The sequence below is a fragment of the uncultured Zhongshania sp. genome, from assembly GCF_963975605.1.
Taxonomy (GTDB): Bacteria; Pseudomonadota; Gammaproteobacteria; order Pseudomonadales; family Spongiibacteraceae; genus Spongiibacter; species Spongiibacter aquimaris.
Genome location: NZ_CAXBHN010000002.1, coordinates 36,780 through 59,200, shown reverse-complemented (window position 1 = coordinate 59,200; position 22,421 = coordinate 36,780). Strand labels below are relative to the sequence as shown.

The following is a 22,421-nucleotide window of genomic DNA, read 5'->3' as shown; positions in this document are numbered from 1 at the left end:
CTTAAAAAAACGCTCCGCATTTTACGCTGAAAATCACCTGAGATCACGTTTTACGGCCGTAATGGTAAAGAGTAAAGCGGCAATGTGCTAACTGATTTTGTGGGTAATGCTTATACGGTGTTCAGGTAAGCCCTTGGTAAGCCGGCAGTGCGGGAGGGGGCAGGCGCTATTTAATTTGCCCGTGCAGTCCTAAATATCTGCGAATCTCCCTATTGCTGCGAATAAAAGCTAACCAAGAAAGTATTTTTTGCTACAATGTCGTGGAATTTATCTGCCGAACTTCGGCGTCTTTTTACTCGTATTATGAGGCTCCCATGTCTGATCAAACTCAAGAACAGCGTGAAGACGATTTTGCTGATGTCTGCGCCGCTGTTGCTATTTTAGTTCTCGTTGTCGGCACTGTTGTATATTGGCTGCAAGGCATGCCAACTTAGAACCATGTTGACGTCATAAAAAAAGCCGCGTTAGCGGCTTTTTTTATGACTGAATATTAAGATGCAGTCTTATTTCAAGACTATTTGCACGATGGTATAGACGGTGGCGATAAAGACGCCAACGAAAATAATCGCGGTAATGACGTAGTTTCTAAAGCGGCCATGGGTGAAGTCGCGTTCTCGATTTTTACTGCTCTGCACACCAAAAGCCGCCGAAATTACGCTTCCAATAACCGCAATAAGGCCAGGTTTCTTGGTGTCGTCGTCGGAATCTGTCATTTGTAACTCCTATCAATATTCAATTCGTGCGCAGCGGTTAGTCCGAGCGGCTATGGATCGTAATCCAAAATTGGCGACAACCACCGCTCCATTGCGGTCATTTCCATGCCCTTGCGTTTGGCTATGGAGGCAACCTGATCCTTCGCAATACGGCCCACAGCAAAATAACGCGATTGCGGGTGAGAGTAATAAAATCCACTGACTGCCGCGGCGGGGTGCATCGCCAAGTGCTCTGTTAAGATAATGCCTGTTTCATTGGTGGCGTCTAATAACTCAAACAGCGTTGTTTTTTCAGTGTGGTCCGGGCAGGCGGGATAGCCCGGTGCCGGCCGAATTCCTTGGTAGCTTTCCTTGATGAGCTGCTCATTTGTCAGCTCTTCATCGGGCGCGTAGTGCCAAAACTCTTTACGAACACGGCGGTGGAGCGTCTCGGCAAAGGACTCGGCTAAGCGGTCAGCCAGCGCTTTGACCATGATGGAATTGTAATCGTCATTCGCTTTCTCGTATTGGGCCGCGAGTTCATCAGCGCCCAAGCCGGTTGTTACCGCAAAGCCACCTACGAAGTCGGCAATACCACTTTCTTCTGGCGCAATGTAGTCAGCCAAGCTCATCTGAGGCTTATCATCTGGCTTTTGGGACTGCTGGCGAAGGTGATGCAGCGTTGCCAGCTGCTCGTCGCCCGCCGGATTAAACACGGCAATATCATCGCTACCAGAGCGCTTGGCGGGCCAAAAGCCGATTACACCGTTTGCCTGTAGCAATTTCTCGCTAATGATTTTGTCCAGCATTTGCTGCGCGTCGTTAAACAGATTGCGCGCCGCTTCGCCAACCGTTTCATCATCGAGGATTTTCGGGTATTTGCCCGCCAAGCCCCACGAAATAAAGAAGGGGGTCCAGTCGATGGTTTCCCTTAACTCTTCTAGCGGGTAGTCGGTGAACGCCCGAGTGCCCAAAAATGTCGGAGTAGGGGGCGTGTAGTTTGCCCAGTCCCATTGATAGGCTAAATCACAGGCTGCTTGGTAGCTGTGAAGCCGTTTTTTGCCTTGGTTGCCGGCGCGGCGCGCGCGAACGCGCTCATATTCGTCTTTCCGCTCAGCAACAAAGGCTGCCTTTAAATCTTGGCTAATGAGCTGTGTGGCTACAGCAACGCTGCGTGAGGCATCGGCGACGTATACAGTGGCATCATTCTTGTATCTAGGTTCAATTTTTACGGCTGTATGTGCTTTTGATGTTGTTGCGCCACCAATCATGAGGGGAATCGTGAAGCCAAGGCGTTCCATCTCACTTGCCACATGAACCATTTCGTCTAAAGACGGCGTGATCAGGCCGCTAAGGCCGATTATGTCGACATTTTCGCGTTTCGCGGTTTCTAGTATTTTTTCACAAGAGACCATTACGCCGAGATCGATCACCTCGAAGTTATTGCATTGCAGCACAACACCGACGATATTTTTGCCAATATCGTGAACATCGCCTTTGACCGTTGCCATCAGTACTTTGCCGTTGGCTTTGGCGCCCACTTCTTTACCCGCCTCGATAAAGGGGTTGAGGTAGGCGACCGCCTGTTTCATTACCCGAGCGGATTTGACCACCTGCGGCAGAAACATTTTACCGTCGCCGAAGAGATCTCCAACCACGTTCATGCCGTCCATTAATGCGCCTTCAATAACATCTATGGGTTTAACGGCGGCGGCGCGCGCAGCTTCAGCATCTTCTTCTATATAGGTTGATATACCTTTTACCAAGGCATGCTCAATCCGCTTATTTACTGGCAGCTCACGCCAGCTCAGATCTTCTTTGTTTTCGGCGGTGCTGCCATCGCCTTTGTATTTGTCGGCAATGTTGAGCAGGCGCTCGGTGCTGTCGCTGCGGCGATTGAGAATAACGTCTTCTACGTGATCCTTCAGTTCAGCGGGTAGGTCGTCGTAAATAGCTAGCTGGCTGGCGTTAACAATCCCCATGTCCATACCGGCCTTAATGGCGTGGTATAGAAATACGGAGTGAATAGCCTCTCGCACAGGATTGTTGCCGCGAAAGGAGAACGACACGTTTGAAACGCCGCCCGATACCATCGCATAGGGAAGCTCTTTTTTGATATAAGCTGTCGCTTCAATAAAGTCGACGGCGTAATTGTTGTGCTCATCTATGCCGGTAGCGACTGCAAAAATATTCGGGTCAAAAATAATGTCTTGTGGCGGAAAGCCTATTTCATCAACCAGGATATCGTAGCTGCGCTTGCAGATTTCAGATTTGCGCTTAAAGGTGTCTGCTTGGCCGTCTTCGTCAAAAGCCATGACTACCACCGCAGCGCCGTACTTTAAGCAGGAGCGGGCGCGCTCGCGAAATTCTTGCTCGCCTTCCTTTAGCGAGATGGAGTTGACGACAGGCTTACCCTGAATGCACTTGAGTCCCGCTTCGATAACATCCCATTTGGATGAGTCGACCATAATGGGAACCCGGCAAATATCCGGCTCTGCGGCAACCAGGTTTAAGAAGGTGACGATGGCTTTCTCGGCATCGAGCATGCCTTCATCCATATTGATGTCGATAACCTGAGCACCATTCTCCACTTGCTGACGGGCAACCGACAGTGCTGCATCGTAGTCATTTTCCAGAATCAGGCGTTTGAATGCAGCCGAGCCAGTGACGTTGCAACGTTCGCCGACATTCACAAACAGGGAGTCGGGGCCAATATGAAAGGGCTCTAGACCGGCTAAACGGCATATGGGCTCCCGAATTGGCAGTGGCCGAGGAGCAATACCGTCCATCGCTTCGCCGATGGCTTTTATGTGTGCGGGTGTGGTGCCGCAGCAACCGCCCACCAAATTCAAGAAGCCGCGCTGAGCGAACTCTTTTAACTCGCCGTGCATGTCCTCAGGCGTTTCGTCGTATTCACCAAACTCATTGGGTAGGCCAGCATTAAAGTGACCGCTAAAATAGCAGTCAGATGCTTCACAAAGTTCTTCAACAAACGGGCGTATCTCACTGAATCTACGGCCACAATTCGTACCAATGATCAATGGCTTTGCGTGGGCGATAGAATTCCAGAAAGCTGTTGGGGTCTGCCCTGACAGGGTTCGGCCACTGGTGTCGGGGAAGGTCACGGAGATCATAATCGGCAGCTTTTTGCCGCTGTCTTCAAAGTATTGCAATACCGCGTAGACCGCTGCTTTGGCGTTGAGGCTGTCAAATACCGTCTCAATCATCAGAATATCGGCGCCGCCATCAATCAAGCCGCGAGTCGCTGCATAGTAGTTTTCTACGAGCTGATCAAAATTAATATTGCGGGCGCCGGGGTCATTTACGTCAGGTGAGATAGACGCGGTGCGCGGGGTGGGGCCGATGACACCGGCGACGAAACGGGGTTTGTCGGGATTCTTAGCCGTTTCTGCATCGCAGACTTCGCGCGCTAACGCGGCGCCAGCACGATTTAACTCTTCGGCTATCTCGCCCAGCTCATAATCGTCTTGGGCAACGGCCGTTGAATTGAAGGTATTGGTTTCGATGACATCGGCACCGGAATCTAAATAGGCTTGATGGATCTCTCGAATAACGTCTGGCCGAGTGAGGGTTAATAAATCATTATTACCCTTTAAATCTTTATGGAATTCAGCAAAACGAGAGCCGCGATAGTCCATCTCCTCAAGCTTATAGCTTTGAATCAAACTGCCCATAGCACCATCGATAATCAATATGCGATCTTTTAGTGCTTGGGTGAGTTGGGCGATGCGATGCGTGGGCTGGCTCATGAATATCCTGATATTAAAAACAATTAAATAGCTAAAGCGCGTCTCGGGCTGTGGCCGGAATGGGCTTCATGGTAAACTGTGCAATTCTAACAGATACACGGCCCAGCATTGAAATTGTTTGGCAAAACAGCGAGATATACAGAGGTAATTATGTCGACAGAGCAAACAGCCGTTAATTTGACGATCACAGAGTCAGCCCAAGACTACCTCGCGGATCTTTTGACAAAGCAGGATGATGTGATTGGCGTACGGGTGTTCATTACGCAGCCTGGTACACCGAAAGCGGAAACCTGCATCGCCTATTGCCGCGAAGGCGATATGACTGAACATGATGTGATACGTGACTACCCGCAATTCAAAGCCTATTTTGAAGGGCGGAGCATCCCATTCCTGGACGAAGCGTTTATCGATTACTCCAAGGATCGCATGGGTGGGCAGTTAACGATTAAGGCGCCTAATGCGCGGTTACCGCGCGTCGATGCAAATAGCCCGTTAGAAGATCAAATTAACTATGTTCTTTACAACGAAGTAAACCCTTCATTGGCAGCGCACGGTGGAGAAGTGTCACTCCAGGAGCTGACTGACGATAAGTTTGCCATTTTGAAGTTTGGCGGCGGCTGCCAAGGTTGCGGCATGGTCGATGTCACGCTTAAAGAAGGTGTTGAGAAAACCTTAATAGAAAAAGTGCCTGGCTTAGCTGGTGTTAAGGACTCTACCGACCACAGCAATACCGAGAACGCTTACTTCAAATAGTAACGCGCGATCGCCAGCGCACTCAAAAAAGCCAGCCCTTATGCTTAGGGCCTGGCTCTCTAGGAAAATACACTATGCAGTTACCCCATTCGCGCACAGAGATTCAGGTGCGGTTTTCCGACCTTGATATCCTCGGGCACGTATCAAACAGCTACTACGCTCAATATTTTGATTTGGCGCGGGTCACGTTTTTTAGAAACATTTCCAATCTTAGCGAGCGCGTCAATCCATCACACGTTGTTGCCAGCGTTAAAATGGATATGCTTCGCGAGATTTGCTTTGATAACACCGTGATAGTAGACACTTGGTGCTCGAAAATGGGTACCAAGAGTATGACCATCGAGCATCACATCTATGCTAATGGCGCGCTGGCGACTACCTGCCAAACGGTATTGGTTGGCTTTGATCGCGAAACCAGAAAGTCCACTGCGCTCCCAACCGAATGGGAGGCTACCGATATCAGTGGTGTGCTTCCCCCGGAAACGACAAACGAATCCTAGGTATCATGCTTTGTTACTGCGGCAGCGGTACTCATTTCGACCAATGTTGTAATAAGTACTTAAGTGGTGAGAGTGCGGCACCAAGTGCCGAAGCGCTAATGCGCTCCCGATTTAGTGCTTTTTGTCTTCAAAATGCAGATTACCTACTTGCCACTTTACATATAGATAAGCGGGCCAAGGAAAGTAAGAAGGCGCTGCTGCGCAGCTTTGGTAGTACCGAATGGCGCTCGCTCAAGGTCATTCGCAGCCAGCAAGGTAAGGATGGTCAGCGACAGGGCGAGGTCGAATTCGCGGCATTTTACATCGATGGCGATACCAGCGGGCAACTCCATGAGCGCTCGCGATTTCTTTTTGAAGACGGCCAATGGTTTTATGTGGATGGTGATATGCTACCGCCAATCTCACTTGCCAGGAATGAAACCTGCTGGTGTGGTAGCGGTCGGAAAATAAAGAAGTGCCACCCCGAATAGGAGCTTGAATGTCGGTATTACGCGTCCTTTCCTACAATGTGCACAAAGGTTTTTGTTCTGCTAATCGGCAATTCCTTCTCAAGCAAATTCGCGAAAGTATTCGTAGTGTCGATGCCGAAGTGGTTTTTCTTCAGGAAGTCGTTGGCGAAAACAGCCAGCACGCCTCGCAGATCGATGGTTGGATTGACGAGGGTCAATTTGAGTTTCTGGCTGACACGGTTTGGCCGCATTTCTCCTACGGTAAAAACGCAGTGTATGACCACGGTCACCACGGCAATGCCATTCTCAGCAAATATCCGATTGTCGACAGCGAGAATATTGATGTCTCTATGTATCGACGCTCACAGCGCGGATTGCTGCTCAGTGTAATTGAGCCTGGTATCTATGTGATTTGCGTGCATATGGGCTTATTGGGCTGGGAGCGCCGCCAGCAGTTCAAGCGCTTGGAAGCGGTTATAGCAGAGAAAATTCCTGCTGATGCACCGTTAATCATCGCCGGCGACTTCAACGACTGGAGTGGCTCGCTGCATTCACGCTTTAAGCGTATCTTAAATTTGCGAGAAGCATCTGTGCAGGCGAACGGTAGGCTTGCCAAAACCTTTCCGGCCAAGCGTCCCGTACTGCGATTAGATAGAATTTATTTTAGAGGTTTTACTGCGGTGACGGCGAAGCGGCTTAGTGGCGAACCTTGGCGCTCACTGTCAGATCACTGTGCACTTTACGCAGAGCTAGAGCTCATTAAGTAAGTATTTTGGGGCGGCTTTTTAGAGATGGCGATAAAAAGCCCCTAGAAGCTAGGGGCAAATAAACCATGCATTATGGTTGTGAAGCAGGCTGTATACGCAGCTATAGATAAATTGGATGTTCTTTACAGTTGCTAAAGCAAAAAAAAAGCGCCCGCAGGCGCTTTAATCACAGACTGTAAATGTAAAAACCTTAGCGTTTCCGCTGTGGCAGTACATCTTTTAAGCGTTCACGCATCGTTCGCAGCGCGGTTTCCGTGTCGTCCCAGCCAATACAACCGTCAGTGACCGATACACCGTATGCGAGCTTAGACAGATCCTCTGGAATGCTCTGGTTGCCAGCATTAATATTGCTTTCTACCATAAGACCAATAATCGAGGTATTGCCTTCAATCACCTGATTGGTCACGTTTTCAATAACCAGGGGCTGCAGCGAAGGCTGTTTACTGGAATTCGCGTGACTGGTATCCACCATAATATTTAAGGGTATGCCGCACTTATCCAACTCTGCTTCGCACAACTTAATATGCACTGAATCGTAATTGGGGCCTTGGCTGCCGCCGCGCAGAACGATGTGGGTGTAAGCGTTGCCTCGGGTATGGATGACCGCAACTTGCCCCTCGCCATTAATGCCCAGAAAACGGTGTGGTTTTACCGCTGAACCAATAGCGTTTAGTGCAACGGTTAAGCCGCCGTCGGTGCCATTTTTGAAGCCCACGGCAGAGGACAGGCCGCTGGCCATTTCTCGGTGGGTTTGTGATTCGGTGGTGCGCGCACCAATCGCCGACCAGGAAATGCAATCTTGTAAATACTGCGGCGAAATGGGGTCTAAAGCTTCGGTAGATGTTGGCAAACCCAGCTCGCTAATATCGAGTAGCAATTTGCGACCGATATGCAGACCCTCTTCAATTTTGAAGGTGTCATTCAAATAGGGATCGTTGATTAAACCTTTCCAACCTACGGTAGTGCGTGGTTTTTCGAAATAGACGCGCATGATTATAACCAGCGTGTCACTAACTTCATCGGCTAATTTCTTTAAGCGCCGAGCATAATCCATTGCCGCGTCTACATCGTGGATAGAGCAGGGGCCCACAACCACGAACATGCGGTGATCTTTGCCGTCTAGGATATTTCTGACGGTATCGCGACCACGTGAAACAACTTCTTTAGCGGCGTCGCTCATTGGCAGGGCAGCTTTTAATGCAGCAGGGGTGATAAGAATTTCCTGCGCATCGACATTGACGTTTTCAATAACGGTGTTAGACATAATACTTCCGGTTTCGGAGACCTATAAACTTAATTCAGCTCACCATTCTAACGTAAAAGTATGCCAATTAAATATCCAGTACCGCCTTAGGCAGGTAAAATACGCTGAAATTGCAGGGAAAATTGCCGAGTGAGCCAAAATCGTTTCCAAGTTAAGTGCATTCCGGGTGTTGCCCCGATATGTCGACTGGCGGGTATCTGCAGTTTTTCAGTTTGCTTGTTGTTAGTCACACCCGCCTATGCAAATGAAGAGGCTGACTTGCCCGTTGTGAAACTGACACCGCAAATTCGTATCGAGCCCAGCCAAAATCGCGACTTTACTGATATGTCCTGCGAGGAACTGGCCCAAACGACAGCGCAAAATGCCGTTGAACAACGGATCTTGGCTGAGCGCAAGCAGGCCTGTCTTACTCATTATCAGCAGTTTATTCCCAATAAGGGGCTAAAATAATGGCAAAACATCGCGCCATTAATACATTTAAGCCCGCTAGGAAAGTGCCGACGAAAGTACCGTCGCAGCTATTAGATTTGCAGATCGAAAGTTTGGCTGACGATGGTCGCGGCGTTGCTCGCTACAATAACAAGGTGGTTTTTGTTGGCGGTGCGCTCCCTGGCGAACACGTAAAGGCAAAAATTTCTCGCTCCCACAAACGCTTTGACGAAGCAGAGCTGGTTGAGATCAACACGCAATCACCAGATCGGGTTACCCCGATTTGCGCCATCTACGATCAGTGCGGTGGTTGCCAGCTTCAGCACCTGGACTACCAAGCACAACTTAACTACAAGCTGGCGAGACTCAGCAAACTTATTGATGGCGGAGAATCTGCTGGATTTAGTCCTGCAATAATTCAGGCTAGCGCGACCGGCTACCGGCACCGGGCGCGCTTAGCCTATGCCAATGGTGAACTTGGATTTAAAGCCAAATCAAGTCACAGTATTGTTGGTGTTGAACAGTGTCCCTTGCTCGAAGATGCCATCAATACTGCGCTAGCTAAGTCCAGAGATCCCCTGGCACGTTACTTTGGTCAAAAGGTCAGTGGCGAGGTGGTATTTAGCGCAGATCGCGAAGGTCGTGTTGGCATACGAATTCAGAAAGACGGCTTTGTAGATGTGAAGCGCAGCGAGCAGCTCGCGCAAGATATCGGCGCACCAGCGTTTTTGCACAGCGTAGTTGGTACAAAGGGGCCGTTGTGGCTAGGGGCTGGGGCGTCGCTGTCCTATCAAGTTACGGATTCACTGACATTGCGTTATCAGCCTGGGGATTTTACCCAGGTGAATACAGCAATTAATCGCCAGATTATCGCCCAGTGCATCGCTTGGCTGGCGCCAGAAGCGGATGAATTAATTGCTGACTACTTTTGTGGTCTGGGTAATTTCAGCCTTGCCCTGGCGCAATCTGGCGCACAAGTGATGGGCTTCGATGCGGGCGCGGGCATGATTGAAAGCGCAAATCAGCAAGCACTTGAGAAGAGCCTGCCTGCCACCTATTTTTGCGCAGATTTATTTGATCCCGATGCAATTACGATTCCGGCGGGCTGTCGTAAAGTGGTGTTAGATCCACCCCGTGCCGGCGCAAAAACGCTGTGCGAACAATTAGCGGCCTGCCAAGCAATTAACTGCATTGTCTATATTTCATGCGGCCCAGCAAGCTTGGCGCGTGATCTAGCGATCCTTAGGCAGGCGGGGTTTAAGGTCGACGATGCGGCTATGGCGGATATGTTTCCACATACCCACCATGTCGAAAGTGCGGTTTTTCTTAGGCGCTAATGTGCAGAGGCGTTAAACTCTAACGGTTAAAAGCGCTGATATAATCGTCCGCATAGCGTTTTATGCCGTCGATCTTCTTCTCCACATCCTGGGTGTCGCCGTGATAAAAGGGCCAAGGCATCGTCAAAATATGACTTACACCACCGTCCTCCAAGCGGCGGTAGCCGTCGATCGTAAACGCATCTGAAGGGGTTGCCATCACAGAAAATGGCAAATGGTCGCGGCCGTACTCACGGCGGTACTCCTTGATCTTTGCAATGCTGGCGAGAATATCATTGCTCGTTTGCAAATCTGTAACCCAGCCATCTGCCATTCTCGCTGCACGGCGCATCGCCGCTTCGCTAATGCCGCCCACCCATATGGGAATATACGCGCTGGGTGCTGGGTTCATTTCCAAGGGGGGGAATTGGTAGTGCTTACCGTGGTACTCAACCAGCTCACCGGTCCATAGCAGACGCATTATCTCGACCATCTCGTCGGCGCGCTTGCCGCGGGTGTGGAAATCCTGTTGTAACAACTCAAACTCATCCTTCGACCAGCCTACTCCGATCGCGGGTATCACCCGATTATCAGATATGATCGCCGCCGTGCTGATGGCCTTCGCGACTAAAAATGGATTGCGGATGGGCAAAACAAACACATTATTGGTGAATTTCAAATTGCGGGTGATACTGGCTAAGGCGCCGATCATGACCCAAGGATCAGGCCAGTCAGTAAAAGCTTGCCAGCGGCGCTCGCCGTTTTCGGTATAAGGGTAGGGAGTGGTAATTTTTTCTGGATTCACGACGTGATCAGAGAATGACATTGCTTCCCAGCCGCAGTCATCTGCGGCAATAGCTAATTTTTTTAAATCTGCGACGCTGCTAAACGACGTCGATAAAACAAATCGCATGACGATTTCCTATTATTGTTATTGGCTTAAAGTTTAAACCGCGTTGTCAGTAGGCTTTAAGTCATGTTTCGCACAAATATATGTCAACAAACCCGCAGCGGCATTCTCAATCTGTGCAATAACCAGATCAAACGCCGAGTCATCGCCATAGTAGGGGTCTGGAATTTGGGTGTTGCCGGCGTTGCCGCAGTAATCCATTAACAACTTTAATTCACCGCTGTAGCCCGCAGGTGCCCACGCCACAATATTCGTCAGGTTCATGCGGTCCATTGCTACCACGTAATCCGCGCGCTCGTAGTCGCTATCGTCAATTTGTCGCGCTATTTGATGATCAATGCGATAGCCGCGCTTCAGTGCTGCCTGTACCGACCGGGTGTCTGGGGATTTACCGATATTGAACGCTGCAGTGCCGCAGGAATCTACGCTTATCGCGGATGTTAAGCCGTTTTGTTTTAGTAGCTCTTCAAACACACCTTGTGCTGCAGGGGAGCGGCAGATATTACCCAGACAAACAAAAACCACATGAATTGACATTACAGCGCAGGCTTTCCAATCGATGAATACTGGGCCTAAAGTAGCATTCCTACCGCATTGTGACATCATCCGTTTGGTGGGGAGTCACCAGCGATAGCTGTTTTAGCGATAGGCCAGGAGCACAACAAATTTCGAATCAGACTCGATCACGTCGCAGTGTCCAAATAGTTTTTTTAGTGTGACGTGATAGCCCAAGTGGCGGTTGCCGACAACGCAAAGTCGGCCGTTATCCGCAAGGTGTTTTTGGCAATCGCGAAACATGGTTTGGGCAATGTGGTCGCCGACATGGTGATCTTGATGAAATGGCGGATTGCATAAAATCAAATCAAAGGCCGCGCCCTGGTAGTTGGACAAGCAGTCGTCAGCACTAAATGAAAGTTGGTCGGCGTCGGTTTGCGATACCGAATCCAGATTGGTGAGGCAGTTTTTACGGGCAGAATCTAGCGCTAAAAACGAATCATCAAAGAAGTGGAGTCGCGCCTGCGGCCATTTACGGCCAGCATAAATACCCAGCAAGCCATTGCCGCAGGCTAAATCTGCGACGTGACTGGGCGCTGCCAATTTATCCATGGCCCGCAGCATGAGCCGGCTACCTATATCTAACTTATCCCTGGAAAAGACATTGGCGCGGTTATGCAGTGTTAAATCGAATTCAGTTAGGGTAATGACTTTTGTGTCGTCGTTAACCGCGATACTTTGCGGCGCAGCCTCTAATTGAATCAGTCGCGCTTTTTTGCGCGCTAAACTCGGTCTGGCGGGAGCAAGGTTTTTAGCAAACGCGGCGACGACATGGTGGTCAATATGGCGAGCCATTGCTGCAGCAATAAACTGTTCCGGTCGCAAAACCAGCAACGCTAAATGCTGTAGCTGGTATTGAAGTAGAGAGCGACTTTTGGGCAGTTTGTACAATATGTAGTCAAAACGTCCTTCCGGCTTATCGGTGGCAGGCATAAATACCGGTGGCCTTAAGCCATTGCGAGCGCAATTCTCGGTAGCGGACAGAGCGCTTATTGCCGAATCTGCCCACAAAGTGCAGTGATAGCCGGAAAGTGCGGTACTTAATGTACCCTGACTGTCGTTAACAATTAGCAGGCGACTGTCGTCGGCAATATTTAGATCGGCGATGTGGTGCAATAAATATTCATCAGCCGCATCCCAAGCTTGCAGGGTTTCGCGCTCGCGGTGCGGCCGGCGGCTAAGTTGCAAGCTATTAAACGGCGTAGCAAAGATGGCGGTGTGGGGCATTAGAAATCGCTAACAGGTTCAAGAAGTAGGGCCTGTATTGCTAAGCGCTCAGTTTGCCCAAAACCTAAAGCGGTCTCGATGTAGTTGTCGACGTCGCCGTATTCTTCGGTGATGGCTTTAAAGGCTTCGGCTAAATACTGCTCTTGAACTGTAAATAAGGTTCGAATGACGTCCTGATTCACTTGGTGCATGGTTTTTTCATGCACGTAATGGACAATATGTTCAACCCGCTCTGCAGTGAACGTATTGGTTGAAAGATAATCTTCCAAAATCGTGTCGTAAGGTACACCCAGTATGCTCATCAGCAAGGCTGCGCCCAGACCGGTGCGATCTTTGCCAGCTGTGCAATGAAAAACCTGGGGGTAGCTGTTTTCGTTCAATAAATTTTGCAGCCACTCACGGTAGGTTGGAGTAAAGCGCTCAACCATTTCGCGGTTGGCTTCGATTAAAAAGTGCGCCATGTCGTCTGCAGTTACATTTTCTTCCTGGAGCCTGGCGGTTATATGCTCAATCTGTGCTGCATCGACTGTAATCGGTAGCTCTTTTACCGTAATTCCACTGCTGGCTGGCAGTTTATGAGGAGACTCTATGCGCTCTTCGTCCGATCGAAAGTCGCTTACCTGGCGAATTCCGAGGCGCACAATAAACTGCTGGTCTTCTGAGGTGAGTGAAGATAGCTTATCTGCGCGATAGACTTGTCCCCATTTAAGCTGACGATTGTCATTGGTGCGATACCCGCCGAGGTCGCGAAAATTATACATTCCGTCAAAGGCTAGCTTGCGGACAGACTGGCGCTGTGAGGCCGGCAATAGCGCGGGGATTGGGCGAATTTCAGCCGGTACCGATTGATCCGAAGATTGCGGTGTGGTGTGTATTAAATCTATGGCATTCATATAATTAGATTCTAATATTAATGTAATTTTTTAAAAATAAATCGCTAGTCTTTTGCATGTGGTTGCCGACTGGCGCGATATTCACCTGGCGTCATTCCCGTCCATTTTTTAAAGGAGCGGTGGAATGCACTGGGTTCATCAAAGCCGAGTAAGGCTGACACGGCATTCACTTTTAACTCGGGTTGATTCAACCAGCGGGTCGCATGTTCTTGACGCAATTCATCTTTAAAGCGCTGGTAGGTGGTGTCTAAATCTTTTAAGCGACGACGTAATGTTCGCACCGACATGTTTAGTTGTTCGGCCATCACCACAACGCTTGGGAATTCATGGCTGAGGTCGCTGCCCACGATTCTCTTCATTTGAGAGAGTAGGGAGCTATCGTCGTCTTCTTGCGATACCAGTAAATGATACGGCGCATTGCGAAGGAATTTTTGCAGTGACTCTTCGGTGTGAATAAGCGGGCAGTCAAGGCAGTATTCGGCCAACAAAAATGCGTTGTGTTCGCTACCGAAATGAACCTCGCAGCCGAACAACTGCTCAAAATATCCAAGCCGCGCCGGTGCATCGGCTTGCAAGTGAACCGCGATTAAATCTAAGGGCTTACCAATTAACCATTGGCAAAAGCGACGCCAAATTGCCATTGTTTGGGCGATCGTCGTGCTGGCAGAATTTATATCGCTGGCACCAACTAAGTCGGTGTTTTCAGGGAAGCGGTAGAGTGCTGTGCCGTCGGATAGACGCTCGACAGGCCTTCTGTAACTGCTAGGTGCGTCAGTTAGCGTGCGACAATAATTGATAAATTCTGCAGCTCGACGCAACGCTTGTTCAAGGGTTTCGCAGTGAATGATAAATAAGCACAGCATGCGGAAACTGCCGGCGGGTGTACGCCGATCCAGGCCCAAGCCAAAGGACTCATCCTGTAGTAACCACATTACCCGACGATATATTTGGCTGTAGTAACGGCCGTCGATCATGGTGTCTAAATTGGCGTTGGCAGCGAGTGGATCAATGGGTAAGTCTAGCGACCGTAACAACTCTGCACCGCTGTAACCCTGAGCTTCAGCTACCTGAAGCATACTCCGCGCATATTTAAGCGGAACAAGATCTTTATGTGATGGGTAATTGCTACGCACGCGAAACCTTAACGATATGATTCACTTAATGGGCTCTCGGTTAACCGAGCCCTCGATGTCTGAGTTGCATTTTACACGAGCTCCGAAGTTTACCTCGTATTGGCGACAAAAAGGACGTCCGATTAAACGATATTTAGGCGCTGGGGGTGAGCTCTTCCCAAAAGTGGCAGGCCGTGAAATGCCTATCGTCCTTGGCGGTCAATGATGGCACTTCCGCTTTACATTTTTGTTGGGCATAGGCGCAGCGGGTGTGGAAGCGGCATCCCGATGGTGGCGCCATTGGCGAGGGGATATCCCCCCCGATTTGACTGGTTTCCTCAGGCAGACGCCCAATCTTAGGGATTGCCGCGAGTAGACCTTGTGTATAGGGATGGCGAGCTTGTTGATAGATCGCTTGGGCGTCGCCAATTTCAACAATCTGACCTAAATACATCACCGCGATGCGGTCGCTCATATGACGAACGACACCCAGGTCATGGGAAATAAATAGCATACTAAGGTGAAGTTCACGCTGAATATCTAGCAACAAATTCAATATTTGCGCCTGAACAGAAACATCAAGCGCAGAGACCGCCTCATCGCAAATCAACACCTTGGGCTTGAGCGCGATGGCGCGTGCAATCCCGATCCGCTGGCGCTGCCCGCCAGAAAACTCATGGGGATATTTGCTGCTTGCCGAACTCGGCAAACCCACCATATCTAACAACGCTTCCACACGCTTGCGTCGACTCTCCCGATCGCCAATACCATGTATTAAAAGCGGTTCTTCTAATATTGCAGACACGGTGTGGCGGCTGTTAAGCGACTCGAAGGGATCTTGAAAAATGATCTGCAAGGAGCGGCGATATTCACGCATCGCGCGATCTGTGAGTCCGGCTATATCTTTACCTTGGTAGATCACGCTGCCATTGGTAGGGCGGTGTAAATTCAGAATCGCTTTGCCCAGACTACTTTTACCGCAGCCGGATTCGCCAACCAAGCCCAGTGTTTCACCCGCGCGAAGCTGAAAGCTGACATTATCTACTGCGCGAACCACCGCGCGCTCACGGCCGAAAATACCGCTTCGCTGTGAGAAGTGCAGCTGCAGATTTTGAACATCTAGAATCAGATCGCTCATTGTGCAATCTCCTTCCAGCGATGGCAGGCGACGACCGTGGCTTCTGTAGTGATATCTTGTGGAGGTATTTCCTCGCGGCAGATATCGGCGGCGTGAGGGCAGCGATTTACAAAACGGCAACCTTTGGGCATGTCTTGAATGGCAGGTACCTGACCTTCGAGCGCAAGTAAGGGCGACTTTGGTGGGTGATGAGCACCCGGTAGCGCCGCGAGTAAACTTTGTGTGTAGGGGTGATGTGGTTTAGCAAAAACCTGTTGCGCCGATCCGTATTCAGCGATTTTTCCTGCATACATAACCGCAATCTTGTCGCTTACCTGGGATACCAGCGCGAGGTCGTGGGTAATGAACAACATGGCCATGCCATTTTTTGCCTGCAGACCTTTCAAAAGCCGAACAATTTGCGCCTGTATTGTCACATCGAGCGCCGTGGTTGGTTCATCGGCAATTAATAAATCGGGTTCACAGGCTAGCGCCATTGCGATCATAACCCGCTGCCGCATTCCCCCGGAAAGTTGGTGCGGATAGGCGGATAAACGCTCTTGTGGGGCGGGTATGCCGACTTCATGTAATAGCGATAACACACGATCCGCGCGAATTTTTTTCGACTGTTCGGGAAAATGAATCGCGAGTACTTCACTTATTTGCTGTGAGACGGTTTGCACGGGATTCAATGCTGTCATCGGGTCTTGAAAAATAACGGCAATGTTTTTCCCGCGTATTTCACGCAGACGGCGTGGGCTGGCTGAGCTAATACTTTCGCCCTTGAAGGATAGTGTGCCAGCACTGCGAAGCGCTTGCGGTTTTGGCAGTAAATCTAAAATAGACATGGCCGTTAGGCTCTTGCCGCAGCCAGATTCTCCCACGAGCCCCATGGTTTCGCCGGCGGCAATGTCGAAAGACACCGCACTCACCAGTTCATGGAGGACACCGTCGTCACCACGAATCGCGACCGACAATCCCTGTACCGACAACAAGCTCATGGTGCCACCGCCCAGTCTTTGTCGATGATCATAATAGTGGGGAGTGCCTCGCCATCTTGTTTGGCGTCCAGGGTTTTTTGTTGTTCATCTTTGTCAATCCAAAAAAGGCCGCCACTGCCGCCAAGAGGATCAAACAGGGCGTCGCTGGTGCGGGTTCCGTGACTGGCTGGCAGCTTTATCCAGCGCCAAAACGCCTCCCGGGTATAAGGCACTTTGAAGGTTGGGATGAAAGAGCCTTGATCGTGCACCATTTGCTCTAATTCATGAGCGAGCGCGACGCGGGTGCTTTTTTCGGTGGCGGTGCGATAGGCCATTATTTTTTCGTCTAGGGTTTTATTGTCGGTGTTGGTGACATTATTGGTTTGTGACTTGTGGGCGTTGTCGGAATGGTAGAACTCCCAATAGCGGGGCGATAGTCCACCACCGGCCCAGCCCATCCACGCAGCTTGATGCTTATTTTCCATAATCTGTTTAAATGCAGCAGACATATCCAGTAGTTGTAACTGGAAATCGATACCCGCTTTGCGGGCTTCCTGCGCCAAAATCACCAGGCGATCATTGTGACCACTGTTGTAATAGGTAATACGAACGCTCAGGGGTTTACCATCTTTTACCCGAATACCGTCGTTGCCGCGCTTATCCCAGCCCGCTTTCTCTAGGTAGCTCGCTGCTTTTTTTAAATCGAACTCGCGGGCGCGAATGCTGGTGTTGGAGTAGTCGCCATAGCCATCATGCGCAGTTTGTAAGCGCTCGTAATCACCGTGTAAAACCGTGTTAATGACTTTGTCGACATTCAACGCGTGCGCAATCGCGTAACGAACATTGATATCGTCCAGCGGCGGGGCATCTTCATTCAAAAAAAGTCCGCTAATGGGTTGGGGGACATCGTTGTAAAATTTGATTTTTCCAACATAGCCCTTTTCATAGATGTCGCCCTGGGCTTTTTTATGCCAAAAGCGGGGCATTAGCAGGGGGAAGGTATCTAGCTCACCTTTTCGGAAATACTGATAGGCAATATTCAGGTCGCGGATGAGTTTGACGCGAATATGGTCGGGATTGTAGCGGTGCTTAAAATAGTACTTTTCGTTAGCCCACCAATCTTGCTTTCGGGAGAGCTCAACATATTTACCTTTGCGTATTTCCGTAATGATATACGGCCCCGTATTGGGCTCAATACGCCAGTTATAGTCCCTTACCCAATTTTCGTCGAGCTTGTGGAAATGTTTGGGCACTGGCGACACACTGTACTCAAATAACATTTCGTCGTCTGGCTTCGGTGTCGCGCCTTCAATGCCTATCGTGTGGTCATCGTATTTGACGAGATCAGTGATAATTTCGCTGAAATAATTGTTGTACCAGGGCGCCAAAATAAACTTCGAGCGCATAAATTCCAGACCAAATACATAGTCGTCGGCGGTAACCGGTGTGCCATCAGACCAACGTGCCTCTGGGTCTAAGCGAAAGTAAATACTGTGGCCATCTGTGCCAAATGCCCACTCCGTCGCCAGCTCGGGAATCGGTTTAAGGGTGTTCGGGTGGATGCCGACCAAGCTCAAATTGTTGGCCCGCATATAACCTGCAAAGCTGCCATTGGAATCTGGGCCAACCAGGCGCAGCGTCAATGGGAAGGTAGATACAAAGGTCCGAAATCGACCGCCCCGCTGCGCGTTTGGGTCTGCAAAAACAGGGTCGCTGTGGTTGGTTTGCCAAACCAAATCTGCAGGCAGCTTTTCGGGCAGCGCCAGCGTGTTAAGACTCAGTGAGCCGAGAGTGATGCCGAGCAAAAATAAGATCAGGTTACGCATAATGTGGTTTATTCATAAAAGCTGAATTTTCTGGGATCGTAGGCGTCTCGTATCGCTTCGCCAATATACGCAACAAGCATCAGGATGACGGTCATCGCGACGACAACAGAGCCAACCAGCCAAAGTGATTCAAGATTTTCAGTGCCTTGTTTAAGCAGTTCACCCCAGCTTGATACCGGCGGCGGCAGACCAAAACCTAAATAGTCGAGAGCGGTTAACGAGGTGATGCCGGAGGCTACCGAAAATGGCACAAAGGTAACTAAGGTCGAAACGCTATTTGGCAATATATGCCGAAAGACAATACGCGGTCCGGATGCCCCCAACGCTCTGGCCGCCATAACGTAGTCTCTCGCCACTTCTTTGTAGGTCGCGGTTCGCATATACCAGGTCATACTGGTCCAGCCAAAGAAGGCCATAATAAAGAGCAAGGTCCAGAACCCCGGGGTAATAACCGAGGCGACGATCATGATCACATAGAGAAAGGGGATGTTTGACCAAATTTCGATGATGCGCTGAAACACAAGGTCAAAGGCACCACCCCAAAACCCCATCATGCAACCGATCGCCACACCCACCGCATAATTAAAAAACAGCAGTAGCAATGAAAACGTGATTGCCGTACGAAAGCCATAGATTAAGCGTGCAGCTACATCTCTGCCGCTGGTATCCGTGCCTAAATAATGACGGGAATCCAAGGAGGGCGCGTGTGGGGGGAAGTCACCGGCTATCAAATCAGTCTCTAGTGGGCTAAAAGGGATAGGGGGCATTAGCACCCAACTTCGGTCTGAACCGGCCGATTGCGATTTTAACTCTCGGTAATTAACTTCATAGCTATAGTCTAGGCCAAAATCCTTACCAGAAAGCACATCACCATAGATAGGAAAGTGCCACTCTCCGTTATGGATTACGACTAACGCACGATTATTGGCCAGCATTTCCGCGCCAAAACTGCACAGGGTAAGTGCGAGTAGAATCCACGCAGAAAAATAGCCACGCCGAGACTCTCGGAAGCGCTGCCAGCGTTTTCTGGCAACCGGATTGTTAAACAAGCTCATGCGGCACCTCGACCGCCAAAGCGGATTCGTGGGTCAACTAAGGCCACACAAATATCAGATAGAATATTACCGATCAGATACAGCAATGATGAAATTACAAGTATCCCCATCACAATCGGGTAGTCACGCTCGATAATGGCTTCGTAGCCCAGTAAACCAATGCCGTCGATGTTAAAAATGGTTTCAATCAAAAATGAACCGCCAAGTAACAGCGAGATATTATTTCCGAATGAGGTCGCAACCGGAATGAGGCTGTTGCGCAAGGCGTGACCCCGAACACTTTCGCCGCGACTCAGGCCTTTTGCGGTCGCAGTTCGCATATAGTCAGAGGACAAATTGTCCATGAGTGAATTTTTCATCATTAGGGTAGTCACTGCAAAGCTACCCGCTAAGTAAGCAATTAAGGGTAATACCGAGTGATGGAAAATGTCGGCAGCTTTGCCGAAGGTGCTCAGGTCGTCATAGTTGTCGCTGATAAACCCGCCGAGGGGAAAAATATCCCAATAGCCGGCAAAAAGTGAAATGAGTGCGATACCAATCACATAGCTGGGCAGGGCATAGCCTAAAAACACCACAGCGGATGACCAGCTATCTAACGCACTGCCGTGGTACATACCCTTGGCAAGCCCGAGGGGGATACAGACCACATACGTTAAAATAAGTGTCGTTAATCCATAGAAAATCGAAATAGGGAAGCGTTCTTTAATAATTTGCCAGACGGGATCTTGATAGCGAGTCGATAAACCTAAATCAAATTGAACGACCTTTTTTAGCCAAATAGCATAGCTACTCAGCATGGGCTTATCAAAACCGTAATATCGCTTTAGTTCGTCTAATTGCTCATCTGATAGCGTTCCGCCGCCCTGACTGCGATGCAAACCGCCGGTCTCACCGCCCAATTGAATTTGCGTCATAAGACGCTCAATCGGCCCTCCGGGTACAACACGGGTGATGGCAAAAACCAATAAGGTAATGCCAATAAAGGTGGGTATAATTAATAAGAAACGGCGAACAAAATAGCCTGTCATAAACGCGATAACAACCTGGGCAAAGCGAAGAGGCTATACTATATCAAAACGCCGTTAAAGATCGGCGTGTGTGATATCTACATATAAGGTTAATGACTGGCCGGGGCGCAAGTACTGGCTAGCTTTAATCGAGTTCCACTCGATAATGTCGCGAATGCGCAGATTAAACCGGCTGGCTATCAGTGATAAAGAATCACCGTTGCGCACTTTATAACCCACTTTGCGAATAATGCCTTGATCCGATTGTTGTGGTGTTTTACCCCATACCACAAGCTTTTGACCCGTCTTGATAATTGAATCTGACTTTAATTTGTTCCAAGCGTATATTTGCTTGGTGCTTACGCCATATTTCTTGGCTATGCCACTGACGGTGTCGCCGCTATTCACTTTGTACTCGATACGCGAGGCCTCTGTTGAAGCCAAACCGCGATTCGCACCGTGAAGAGGCGATATTCCATTTCCGGCATCGGGAATTAGTAACACGTGACCTATTTTGAGAATGTCGCTATCTAACTGGTTGCTGGCCCGCAGGGTTGCCACATCGACGTGATGGCGACGTGCAATCGTAACCAAGTTGTCGCCACGCTGAATTTTGTACTGCTGCCAGCGCAGGCGATCGCGGGCTGGAATTTTCAATAACCGCGATGAAAATGTTTTCGCCTTCGCACTGGGAATTAATAAGCGATGCGGCCCTTCAGGTGCGGTCACCCATCGATTGAAACCGGGGTTTAAACGATAGAGTTCATCAACACTGATATCGGCCAGTTTAGCGGCTTGCGCTAAGTCTAGCTGGCTACCTGTATTCACTGCTATGAAGTGGGGTTCATTAGGCACTGAAGGTAAGGTTAGGTTATACGAGGCGGGATTTTTGAATATTTTCACCAGCGCCAACATTTTAGGGATGTAATTTCTGGTTTCTTTGGGTAGTTTTAGCGACCAAAAATCGGTAGGCAATCCTTTCTTCTTGTTTTTTGTTATTGCCTTATTTACCGTGCCTGCGCCAGCGTTATAGGCCGCCAAAGTTAGCAGCCAATCGCCGTCAAAGCGCTTATTGAGTTCGGTAAGGTAATCGAGAGCCGAGTTAGTGGCGACAATGACATCGCGGCGACCGTCGTACCACCAATTCTGATCGATCCCTAAATGCTTAGCGGTGTTAGGTACAAACTGCCACAAACCTGACGCTCGACCATGAGAGTACGCAAAGGGATCATAGGAGCTTTCAACAAAGGGAAGTAAAGCCAAATCGGCTGGCATATCCCGCTCTTCTAAGCTTTCAAGTATGTAGTGAATATAGCGCGACGCGCGCTTGCTGACGTTAGCGAGGTAATAGGAATGTTCGGCATACCATTCCTCCCGCTCCTCAACGCTAGCATGGCCTGTTAAGGCATCAAACTGCAGATCTGAGGCTAAGCGAGGCCAAATCTCTTTGACCTTTTTAACCTTCGTTGGCGATTCTTGCGCCGCGCGGCGCTGTGCTACTTGAGCTGGCTTTACTTTAGCGGTTTCTACGCTTGGCTTTGGTTTATATTTTAGGCCTTCGAGTGTGTCTCTCGCGGGATCACCACCGCCTTTTCGTCGTTCAACCACTTCTTGATATTTGCACAGTCTAGAATTTCGGTTTTCCGATCGCTCACAATACAGTTGGTCAGTTTTATTTCGCACGCTGCGCTGGCTAGGTGTTTGGGCACACGCGACCAGCAGTGACAATAGCACTGCACCAAAAATGACCTTATTTAGGTAACTACTGAGTGTCGTCATTATAAAATAATTTCGCTAAC

General features: G+C 49.6%; 21 protein-coding genes. 7 read left to right on the top strand and 14 right to left on the bottom strand.

All coding sequences use genetic code 11. The annotated features are described in order from the left end of the window. The first annotated feature begins 314 nt into the window (after nucleotides 1–314). Entirely contained in the window at nucleotides 315–434 is a 120-nt protein-coding gene (locus tag AAC007_RS02520; RefSeq protein WP_219041459.1) for a methionine synthase, read from the top strand. Between the two features lie 69 nt (nucleotides 435–503). Here the strand turns inward: AAC007_RS02520 and AAC007_RS02515 are convergent, their stop codons facing one another. Continuing rightward, nucleotides 504–713: a DUF2970 domain-containing protein gene (locus AAC007_RS02515; RefSeq protein WP_339674506.1), complete on the bottom strand. Its 210-nt coding sequence runs from the start codon at nucleotides 711–713 to the stop codon at nucleotides 504–506. 50 nt (nucleotides 714–763) lie between these two features. Next, nucleotides 764–4,462, bottom strand: a complete 3,699-nt coding sequence (metH, locus tag AAC007_RS02510; RefSeq protein ID WP_295877631.1) for a methionine synthase — start codon at nucleotides 4,460–4,462, stop codon at nucleotides 764–766. Nucleotides 4,463–4,612: 150 nt separating this feature from the next. On the opposite strand from metH, the gene nfuA reads away from it, so the two are divergent. From nfuA to AAC007_RS02490, 4 genes are all read left to right on the top strand, one after another. After that, nucleotides 4,613–5,215, top strand: a complete 603-nt coding sequence (gene nfuA / locus AAC007_RS02505; protein WP_219041456.1) for a Fe-S biogenesis protein NfuA — start codon at nucleotides 4,613–4,615, stop codon at nucleotides 5,213–5,215. 74 nt (nucleotides 5,216–5,289) lie between these two features. Further along, nucleotides 5,290–5,715: a thioesterase family protein gene (locus tag AAC007_RS02500; protein ID WP_295877632.1), complete on the top strand. Its 426-nt coding sequence runs from the start codon at nucleotides 5,290–5,292 to the stop codon at nucleotides 5,713–5,715. Then, nucleotides 5,658–6,185, top strand: a complete 528-nt coding sequence (locus tag AAC007_RS02495) for a YchJ family metal-binding protein (RefSeq protein WP_339674505.1) — start codon at nucleotides 5,658–5,660, stop codon at nucleotides 6,183–6,185. The genes AAC007_RS02500 and AAC007_RS02495 overlap by 58 nt, the downstream gene beginning before the upstream one ends. Nucleotides 6,186–6,193: 8 nt before the next feature. Beyond that, nucleotides 6,194–6,931, top strand: coding sequence for an endonuclease/exonuclease/phosphatase family protein (locus tag AAC007_RS02490; protein WP_295877634.1), 738 nt, complete (start codon nucleotides 6,194–6,196; stop codon nucleotides 6,929–6,931). A gap of 190 nt (nucleotides 6,932–7,121) precedes the next feature. Here AAC007_RS02490 and AAC007_RS02485 read toward each other — a convergent pair whose 3' ends face one another. Continuing rightward, nucleotides 7,122–8,195, bottom strand: coding sequence for a 3-deoxy-7-phosphoheptulonate synthase (locus AAC007_RS02485; RefSeq protein ID WP_339674503.1), 1,074 nt, complete (start codon nucleotides 8,193–8,195; stop codon nucleotides 7,122–7,124). A gap of 129 nt (nucleotides 8,196–8,324) precedes the next feature. Here AAC007_RS02485 and AAC007_RS02480 point away from each other — a divergent pair, with 129 nt between their 5' ends. Next, nucleotides 8,325–8,645, top strand: a complete 321-nt coding sequence (locus AAC007_RS02480) for a hypothetical protein (protein WP_339674502.1) — start codon at nucleotides 8,325–8,327, stop codon at nucleotides 8,643–8,645. Continuing rightward, nucleotides 8,645–9,961 (top strand): 23S rRNA (uracil(1939)-C(5))-methyltransferase RlmD, encoded by a 1,317-nt coding sequence (gene rlmD, locus AAC007_RS02475; protein WP_339674501.1) that lies wholly within the window; start codon nucleotides 8,645–8,647, stop codon nucleotides 9,959–9,961. The genes AAC007_RS02480 and rlmD overlap by 1 nt, the downstream gene beginning before the upstream one ends. Before the next feature lie 19 nt (nucleotides 9,962–9,980). Here the strand turns inward: rlmD and AAC007_RS02470 are convergent, their stop codons facing one another. The 11 genes from AAC007_RS02470 to AAC007_RS02420 all read right to left on the bottom strand — a co-directional run bounded on the left by AAC007_RS02470 (nucleotide 9,981) and on the right by AAC007_RS02420 (nucleotide 22,401). Then, complete coding sequence (locus AAC007_RS02470; RefSeq protein WP_339674500.1) at nucleotides 9,981–10,853, bottom strand: TIGR03619 family F420-dependent LLM class oxidoreductase; 873 nt, start codon at nucleotides 10,851–10,853, stop codon at nucleotides 9,981–9,983. Between the two features lie 33 nt (nucleotides 10,854–10,886). Continuing rightward, a complete protein-coding gene (locus AAC007_RS02465) occupies nucleotides 10,887–11,387 on the bottom strand; it encodes a low molecular weight protein-tyrosine-phosphatase (protein ID WP_295877639.1) in 501 nt (166 codons plus the stop codon). A gap of 102 nt (nucleotides 11,388–11,489) precedes the next feature. Then, nucleotides 11,490–12,632 (bottom strand): methyltransferase, encoded by a 1,143-nt coding sequence (locus tag AAC007_RS02460; RefSeq protein ID WP_339674499.1) that lies wholly within the window; start codon nucleotides 12,630–12,632, stop codon nucleotides 11,490–11,492. Continuing rightward, nucleotides 12,632–13,525: a tyrosine-protein phosphatase gene (locus tag AAC007_RS02455; protein ID WP_339674497.1), complete on the bottom strand. Its 894-nt coding sequence runs from the start codon at nucleotides 13,523–13,525 to the stop codon at nucleotides 12,632–12,634. The genes AAC007_RS02460 and AAC007_RS02455 overlap by 1 nt, the downstream gene beginning before the upstream one ends. Before the next feature lie 44 nt (nucleotides 13,526–13,569). Next, nucleotides 13,570–14,601: an AraC family transcriptional regulator gene (locus tag AAC007_RS02450; protein ID WP_339674495.1), complete on the bottom strand. Its 1,032-nt coding sequence runs from the start codon at nucleotides 14,599–14,601 to the stop codon at nucleotides 13,570–13,572. A 190-nt stretch (nucleotides 14,602–14,791) separates the two neighbouring features. After that, nucleotides 14,792–15,775, bottom strand: a complete 984-nt coding sequence (locus AAC007_RS02445; RefSeq protein WP_339674493.1) for an oligopeptide/dipeptide ABC transporter ATP-binding protein — start codon at nucleotides 15,773–15,775, stop codon at nucleotides 14,792–14,794. After that, nucleotides 15,772–16,755, bottom strand: a complete 984-nt coding sequence (locus AAC007_RS02440) for an ABC transporter ATP-binding protein (RefSeq protein ID WP_339674491.1) — start codon at nucleotides 16,753–16,755, stop codon at nucleotides 15,772–15,774. The genes AAC007_RS02445 and AAC007_RS02440 overlap by 4 nt, the downstream gene beginning before the upstream one ends. Beyond that, a complete protein-coding gene (locus tag AAC007_RS02435; protein ID WP_339674490.1) occupies nucleotides 16,752–18,560 on the bottom strand; it encodes an extracellular solute-binding protein in 1,809 nt (602 codons plus the stop codon). The genes AAC007_RS02440 and AAC007_RS02435 overlap by 4 nt, the downstream gene beginning before the upstream one ends. Before the next feature lie 8 nt (nucleotides 18,561–18,568). Then, on the bottom strand, nucleotides 18,569–19,615 hold the full coding sequence (locus AAC007_RS02430) for an ABC transporter permease subunit (RefSeq protein ID WP_339674488.1): 1,047 nt from the start codon (nucleotides 19,613–19,615) through the stop codon (nucleotides 18,569–18,571). After that, the gene (locus AAC007_RS02425; protein WP_295877647.1) at nucleotides 19,612–20,643 is read right to left on the bottom strand and encodes an ABC transporter permease subunit; all 1,032 of its coding nucleotides are present in this window, start codon (nucleotides 20,641–20,643) and stop codon (nucleotides 19,612–19,614) included. The genes AAC007_RS02430 and AAC007_RS02425 overlap by 4 nt, the downstream gene beginning before the upstream one ends. A gap of 54 nt (nucleotides 20,644–20,697) precedes the next feature. After that, entirely contained in the window at nucleotides 20,698–22,401 is a 1,704-nt protein-coding gene (locus tag AAC007_RS02420; RefSeq protein ID WP_339674487.1) for a LysM peptidoglycan-binding domain-containing protein, read from the bottom strand. Nucleotides 22,402–22,421 lie beyond the last annotated feature (20 nt).